The 6680-nt window shown below is 50.5% G+C and carries 6 protein-coding genes; 2 read left to right on the top strand and 4 right to left on the bottom strand.

Annotated features, from left to right (window positions below; translation table 11 throughout):
• Positions 1-793, bottom strand: a 793-nt coding sequence (locus tag RMO15_RS06035) for a DEAD/DEAH box helicase family protein (RefSeq protein WP_369016083.1), incomplete at its 3' end; no start/stop codon positions are given.
• Between the two features lie 126 nt (positions 794-919).
• Between RMO15_RS06035 and RMO15_RS06030 the strand changes: the two genes are divergently transcribed.
• Positions 920-2011, top strand: coding sequence for an IS4 family transposase (locus RMO15_RS06030; protein ID WP_309709222.1), 1092 nt, complete (start codon positions 920-922; stop codon positions 2009-2011).
• 83 nt (positions 2012-2094) lie between these two features.
• Here RMO15_RS06030 and RMO15_RS06025 read toward each other — a convergent pair whose 3' ends face one another.
• Genes RMO15_RS06025 through RMO15_RS06015 form a run of 3 tightly spaced genes read right to left on the bottom strand, consistent with a single transcriptional unit; the run spans position 2095 to position 5220 of the window.
• Positions 2095-3711, bottom strand: coding sequence for a hypothetical protein (locus RMO15_RS06025; protein WP_309709219.1), 1617 nt, complete (start codon positions 3709-3711; stop codon positions 2095-2097).
• 48 nt (positions 3712-3759) lie between these two features.
• Complete coding sequence (locus RMO15_RS06020) at positions 3760-4692, bottom strand: ankyrin repeat domain-containing protein (RefSeq protein ID WP_309709216.1); 933 nt, start codon at positions 4690-4692, stop codon at positions 3760-3762.
• A complete protein-coding gene (locus tag RMO15_RS06015) occupies positions 4693-5220 on the bottom strand; it encodes a hypothetical protein (RefSeq protein ID WP_309709213.1) in 528 nt (175 codons plus the stop codon).
• Between the two features lie 185 nt (positions 5221-5405).
• On the opposite strand from RMO15_RS06015, the gene RMO15_RS06010 reads away from it, so the two are divergent.
• A complete protein-coding gene (locus RMO15_RS06010) occupies positions 5406-6680 on the top strand; it encodes an IS110 family transposase (protein WP_309709211.1) in 1275 nt (424 codons plus the stop codon).

The following is a 6680-nucleotide window of genomic DNA, read 5'->3' as shown; positions in this document are numbered from 1 at the left end:
TTTTTTCCTTAACCTTATTATCGGAATTCCAGTTTTCCTCAACTTTATCTAATTTTTCATTTAAAATATCGTTGAAAATATTTTTTATATTAATATCGTCTGCAACATTACCTGAAGATAATAGAAATGGATTCTTACCATCACCTATAAATTCTTTCTTATCATCAACATGATGCTTTAAATAATCTATCATCTCATCTGTTGATTTGTTTGATTCTTTCATATTTATCAATTTTATTTTAAATCTTCTGTTAATCTCATTCAATTCTTCTTTTTTACTTGAATATTCATTAAAATGCCTGAATTTATCAAAAATTTTACCCACCTTGTCATCAAAATTAGAATTTATATATCTATCTTTAAGATATGGATGTTTTATTTCTATCGGAAAATTTCCTATTTCCGATAGGATTTTTCTATTCGTTAATTTCTTGTAAATATCGTTCTGGTTTTCAGATTTAGGGTATAAGTTATTATTGAATAATGTTTTAAGTTTTCGGGACTCATCCTCTCCTTTACTACGAAATAATGTCGCACTTAAACCAACGATCATAGGTTCATCTAGATTAGATTTATTTGTGGGATTGATCCTTTTCAGGATATCTCGGTAGCTATTAGTGATGCCATGATGGCATTCATCAATAACAAACATGCTGGGGTTTGCGAAGCATTTTAATTCTGAATTATTTTTGCGACTATTTAGGGTCTGAATTGATGCAACCATGACAACAGGATTATCAAAAGACTCTTCTTCTTCTGGCTCCGGTTTTGTCCCCCGATTCCAGTAACGAATAAGACGTAAATCGGTGTCAATTGCAACTGTACGGACGATTTCATAAAGCCAGTATTTTTGGCAGGTAACAGGAAGGCCATTCCGGGGCTATCGTAAAGTCGCAAAACAAACAGAAAGCGACCCAGAATGACCAGACCCTATTCTATCAACGCCATCGTCTCACGGCTACATGCACTCGGATTGCCTTTTCCAAAACATCTCGCCCGAGCACTCGTGGCACTACTCACAGGCAAGAAAATCAGCCTTCAACATGTAGTAGATCTCATGCCAGGAAAGCAGAATCCAGAGGCAAACCGCATGCAACTGAGGCGATGCCTTGATCATCAAGAACTAGATTTAGAGGTCTGGGCAAAAGCGATTGCTGCCCTCATGCCAAAGGGAGCCTGGATTCTAGCATTGGATCGAACGGAATGGAAGCGCGGAAAGACAACCATTAACCTACTGGTGCTCTCCATTGTCGCTTATGGCTGCGCTGTTCCCTTACTTTGGATCGTCATGCCTGAGGCAGGAGCCAGCGATACAGACGAGCGCATTAAACTGATGAGCCAATTTCTCCAGATTTTCGGAGCCGGGCGCTGGCGGTTCTTGACCGCAGACCGTGAGTTCATTGGTGACAAGTGGATTGGCTGGCTCTGCGAAAAGGCATTGGATTTCCGAATCAGAGTGAAAGCGAATGAATATTTTCTCCATCAGGATGGTCGTGACTTGAAGGGTAAAGACTGGTTTTGCTCTCAAGGTTGCCGTTGTAAGCCGCATCGGATGCAGCTCTGGAATCAATGGGTCTATGTCGGCGGGAAACATCTTTATGATGGTGAATATTTAGTAATTATTGGCAATAAAAAATGCGATCTCCTGGCAGATTATCGTTACCGTTGGAAAATCGAGACCCTATTCCAGGCGTTGAAAGGCCGTGGGTTTGATTTGGAGTCGTGCCGTTTGAGCCAAGAAAAACGCCTTTCGGGATGGTTTGGCTTCCTGGCGTTTGGTTTCTGTTGGTGCTTGAGTCAAGGAGCCGCTTTGGACAGTGAATCTCCTACCAAGATCAAGAACCATGGCTATGCAGCAGTAAGTATGTTCCATCGTGGCTTGGACTGGCTCAGTTCGCTGGTTGCTTGTCTTGCGGGTCGTCCCTGTTTGCGTCACTTCGAAGCTGCTCTGGCTCTACTTGATCCCTCTCCCGAGCAAACTAAATCCCCAGTAAGAATACTGGCTTTATGAAATCGTCCGTACAGTTCGAATCTGCACCGTCTCACCCCGTTGGAGACCTTCAATCGCAAATTTCGCCCAGCTCATAGCGCATTTTATCCCATTCCTGGAAAGAATTTAGGATGTCCCAGTTTCCCAATTGCAACAGCGGCGGCGGCGACATCAGGCATCTGTCTACCAATCTCAAACGCTTCCTCCCAAAGATCCGCACTCTCAAAAGCACTCAGAATATCCTCAAGTCGCCACTGGCACGCACTTGAAATATCGTCTTGGCTGATTTGCTTCTTTGCGAGCCACTCCGCAAACCTTTTTACATCCGCTGCTAAGTCAAACAATCGCGGACGGCCCTCGGGCAGCTTGTTTCTCGCCAAAGTTTCCGCGAGGTAGACCTGATCTTGAAACGGATCCTCATCGCTTTCGAAGAGTTCCGGGGTCACCCGAATGATGGGCAGTGCTCTCCAGTGCTCTAAGATCTTCACTGCCTCTTGTGTATAGCCCTGTGCCCGGAGTTGCTCGGAGAGCTGTAGCTGGGCAGAGAGAGAGTCATGCCCTCGCAAGAGACGCTGGATTTTCAGCGCGGCTCCTACTAGACCCTCTTGCAAGCACGCTCGGACAAGCTTCGCGAGGCTATCCAGCCGCCGATAGTCCGTTGGAAAACGGAGAATTTCTCGTAGCTGTGCCCCGGGATCGTTACGCAACCTCCACTGTTGGTGGTAGGGCAACGCAGAGGCACACTCCTCCGGTGGCGCGACGCGCTCTAGGAGCACATAAAGCTGCTCTGCGACACGCGGGTCTCTGTTTACCCAGGAGTTGATTGTCTGCCAGACTACCTTAAAAGCGGGGCCAGGCTTGGTTTTACTGAGGACTTTAGGAGAGAGTAACCGTGCCGCTGCGTCTAACAAAAGTGTGCGGTGCCGAGTGCCTTGTACGATATTTCCATAGAACTCTGTCGCCCCTGCTCCTGGCTGGGCGCGAAGGAAAACGGACATTAAGCCCATACGTCCCACGACCATTCCTAAGATACTCCACCCCTTCACTTCGGAGCTTGGAACTAAGAGGGCAGCCTCCAGTGCTTGCCGGGCAAGTGTATGATCACCGATAGAGTCTGCACACCAGGACAGGCTTGCGAGCGTCTCAAATGAGGTGCTTGGCAAACGGCTACGCCATGCCTTGTGTGCAACCCAACGACTTAGGGGTCTATCGTAAATGAGAAATGACAAGTCAAGAAGCTCCTGACAGTGCTTGTCGAGTGGTGTCCTTTGTCGAAATTCCTCAACCAAGCTCTTGGCTTCCCGATCATAGCCCCATTTTGCAAAGCATCCCACAACCATCCCGATTTGCAACAAGGTCTTAGGAGGGACAAGCTGGCTCAGATCCTGTGGACGGCCAAAATCGAACAAGAGCGAGCGTGCAAGATCGTTGGAATCACGATCATTGGTTGGGAGACAGGGCAAGACCAAGGTGCGAATCGCGGAGTCCCAGCGCTGCACAGGGGGCTCTCCTTGATGAAAACAGAGCCACTCCAGAACGAGAAGTCTGTCTTTGCCGGGTGACAGTTGCGCTGCTCCCTGAAGCGTGCGCTCCGCAAGAAGCGGAATCAGCTCCGGTGCATAGCTAGCCAAGTCCCGCCCCACTTCACCCACTTGCTGAGGTGTGCATCGGTCAAGCGCCTGTGTAAAGGCAAGGAGCCAGCGGTGTCTTGGAAAGGGCATTGTATTTTGATAGACCAAGCCTTCAGCGAAAACCTTCACAGAGCGCACTCACTTCGTCGCCTTCCCCAATTTTGCACCCAGGCGCTTGAGTTCAACGATCGTGAAGTCTTGCACACCCATGCCATCTTTGTACTTCCCCTCAGGAACGGCATAGTCCAGTGGCGTGTAGCCCTCGTTGTCGGGCGTATTGATCGTTCCGAACAGCGGTGCCAATTTCTTCAGAAGTGTGATTTTCCCCTCATCGTCGAAGACAAAACGTCCACTTGCCGCCGCTTGCAGAAGCGTCGCACCGTCGGGGGTCTTCTCTTTTCGGTCGGCTCCCGAGGCCACCATAAGGTCGTAGACCTCAGGGAGCCCGTATTCCGTTGCCAGATAGAGCGGCGTGCGTCCGTCCTTGTCCCGCAGATCCAGCCGTCCCCCCGCTTTGATAAGAAGCGCGTACTTGGGAAGGAGAGGCTTATCCTCCCAGCCCTGGAACTGCTCTACATCTTGAAATGGTGCGTGCAGGGGTGTTGCACCCTGACTATCTTTAAGATTTGGATCGGCACCATGCGCCAGTAGCAGCTCCAGAACCTCTTCCCCTTGGTGGTGCATCATCAAGTGGAGGGGAGTACTTCCGAACCAACTTCGAATATTAGGTGACACCCCGGCATCCAAAAGAACTCGACAGGTGGCCAAGTCCTCCGCCATAACCGCTTTGTGAAGCGGAGTTTGCTCATCGTAAGCATCAAGCTGGTTCGGGCTCACGCCAAGCCGCAGGAGGAGCTGAACCGTCGCCGCACTCTCGCCGGGTTCTTTCCGCCCTCCCCCCACTCCCTGACCTACCATCACAGTTGCCTCGCCCACTATCAGCAACTTCTGTTGCCCGATGGCCTTGTAGAGAAGCTTCGGCCCAACGACAAAACGCCACAAGCCAGCGGTAACCAACAGCACGATCCCACTAAAAAGCCAGGCAAGTGGCTTGACCCAACGACGTTTCATCTACGAATCCTCTCCATCAACCGGAAGCTCCGCGAGCCGCTTAACAAGCTGCTCAATCTCATCATTTAGTGTAAGAGTCTCGTACTCTAAAGAAATCTTCACCCCCGCAAGCTGTCCGTGAACGCGCAGTTTATTACCCCAGGTCTCAAAGGCAAGAGAGGATTGATCGGTTCGGAGCCCATGCAGGCGAGAGCGTGAGATGATAAACGTGGACATAGACTGACCCGCACGAAGTTTGGAGTCGTAGCCTTTTGCCTTGAGTGCCCGCAGTAGAATGAGAGTATCCTGGACGTGGCTGGATTGCCTCGCTGCCCAGTCGGCGAAAAAGTGCTCGATTCCCACCCAGCTCTCGATAAATTCCCCTTCAAGCCCTCGGCCTTCTTCGTAGTACGGCACCAGTCGGCTCAGTGCGATCTCTGGGAAGATACTCGGAAGTCCACTGGGCAGTGTACGTTTAACAAACCAGACGCCATGAACGGGGTTCACCTTGATGCATGAAAATGGGTAAAGTCTCATTAGGGTAGGCATAGAGATCGTTTTTTACTTGTGCTTCGAGCCTGGAAACCAGACGGATCGGCGGCACCCCAAGCACTTTGATATGTCGCTCCCCACAGACGAGAATTCGTCGGTCGGGGAAGCACGCAGGATAGTTTCCTAAGAATAGGGTGCTCACGCTTACTCTGCAACAATACAAACAGAGCGGAGGATTAAAGATGCAGGTGCTTTTCCCTCACAGCGTGGGACTCGATGTTCACAAGAAGACGGTGGTCGCCGCCTACATAACAGGCCAGGATGAGCTGGGTAATTTTGTGTTCTCTACCCGTACTTTTGGCACCATGACGGGCAACTTGCTGGAGCTTTCTGACTGGCTTGCTGAGGCAGGCATCACTCATGTCGCCATGGAGAGCACGGGCGAGTATTGGAAACCCGTCTACAACATTCTGGAGGATCTGTTCACTCTTCTGGTGGTCAATGCCCAGCACGTCAAGCATGTGCCCGGACGCAAGACCGACCAGAATGATGCCCAGTGGCTGGCTCAGCTCATGACCTTTGGGCTGCTCAAAGCCAGCTTCATCCCCCCGGAAGGGCAGCGCGAGCTTCGTGAGATGAACCGCGCTCGTGCCGCCATGGTCAAGGAGCGCATTGCTCTGGTCAATCGGCTTCAGAAGACCTTGGAGAGTGCCAACATCAAGTTGGCAAGCGTTGCTACCGATGTGCTTGGAGTCTCCGGTCGGGCAATGCTCGAAGCACTGATTGAGGGTAAGAGTGAGTCCTCCCAAATAGCTGAGCTTGCCAAAGGTCGTCTTCGCTCCAAGCGAGAAGAGTTAGGCAATGCCCTTGAAGGGCGAGTCAAGGCACACCATCGTTTCATCTTGCGTGAGCTACTTGATCAGATCAAGGGTCTAGATTCGAGCATCAGCCGATTTGACCAAGAGATTGAGAGCATGTGCCTCCCTTTTGAGGAGGCCATCACCCATCTGGACACGATTCCTGGTGTAGGTAAGATGGCCGCCCAGCAAATCGTGAGTGAGATAGGCGTTGATCTGGCAAATCATTTTCCGACTTCGGGTCATCTTTGTGCGTGGGCTGGCGTAGCTCCTGGCAATCACCAGAGTGGCGGCAAAGTGCTCTCCCGTCGCACTCGTCAAGGCAATCACAGTTTGAAGCGGGTTCTCATCGAGGCAGCACAGGCAGCGGCTCGTGTTAAGGATTGCTACTTATCGGCTCAGTACCATCGCTTGGTGGGACGACGTGGTAAGAAGCGAGCTATCGTGGCGGTGGCGCATTCGATCCTGACGATTGCCTACTACTTGATTGTACGCAAGGAGGACTACCAGGAATTGGGCGGCGATTACTTTGACAAGCGTCAGCCCCTGAAGACGGTTCAAACTTTGGTAAGTCGGCTGGGTCATTTGGGCTACGAAGTTCAACTCTCGCCTAAAGCAATGCCTCAAGAGGGAGGGCTGGAGCCGGTATTTTCAGGATAG

This window comes from Armatimonas sp. (genome assembly GCF_031410135.1).
Lineage (GTDB): Bacteria > Armatimonadota > Armatimonadia > Armatimonadales > Armatimonadaceae > Armatimonas.
Note: the sequence above shows the minus strand (reverse complement) of the source record. Positions and strands in the feature narration are given on the sequence as shown.

Excerpts from the sequence above, each read along its gene's own strand:
- RMO15_RS06020 (WP_309709216.1), bottom strand. The coding sequence starts at position 4,692 with ATGAAACGTCGTTGGGTCAAGCCACTTGCCTGGCTTTTTAGTGGGATC.
- RMO15_RS06015 (WP_309709213.1), bottom strand. The coding sequence starts at position 5,220 with ATGCCTACCCTAATGAGACTTTACCCATTTTCATGCATCAAGGTGAAC.
- RMO15_RS06030 (WP_309709222.1), top strand. The coding sequence starts at position 920 with ATGACCAGACCCTATTCTATCAACGCCATCGTCTCACGGCTACATGCA.
- RMO15_RS06010 (WP_309709211.1), top strand. The coding sequence starts at position 5,406 with ATGCAGGTGCTTTTCCCTCACAGCGTGGGACTCGATGTTCACAAGAAG.
- RMO15_RS06025 (WP_309709219.1), bottom strand. The coding sequence starts at position 3,711 with ATGCCCTTTCCAAGACACCGCTGGCTCCTTGCCTTTACACAGGCGCTT.